This is a genomic window from Pseudomonas sp. C11 (assembly GCF_034683865.1).
GTDB lineage: Bacteria > Pseudomonadota > Gammaproteobacteria > Pseudomonadales > Pseudomonadaceae > Aquipseudomonas.
This window is the reverse complement of record NZ_JAWIIP010000119.1, coordinates 1-231: the sequence shown is the minus strand read 5'-3', so window position 1 is coordinate 231 and position 231 is coordinate 1. Positions and strand designations below refer to the sequence as shown.

1 protein-coding gene is annotated in these 231 nt (G+C 58.0%); it reads right to left on the bottom strand.

Annotation, left to right across the window (positions count from 1 at the left end; translation table 11 throughout):
- On the bottom strand, nt 1–227 hold a 227-nt coding region (gene yjgA, locus VC352_RS25155), incomplete at its 3' end, for a ribosome biogenesis factor YjgA (protein WP_322982189.1).
- Between the last annotated feature and the right edge of the window lie 4 nt (nt 228–231).

Here is a 231-nt window from a genome sequence, read left to right as displayed (position 1 = left end):
CGCATCAGCTTGCCGATGAACTGGATGTGGCTTTTGCGTGCGGCATTGGCCGTGTGCTTCGGCGCTTCTGCCAGGGCACTGCGCAGGGCGTCGGTCAGCGGCAGCTTGGCCAGCAGATCCGCTTTGAGTGTGGTCAGGCTTTCGCCGAGATCCTGCAGGGCATGCAGTTCACGTTTGACCTGTGATTTGCTCTTCTCCAGAGAGAATTCGTCATAGGAATCAGTCATTGGG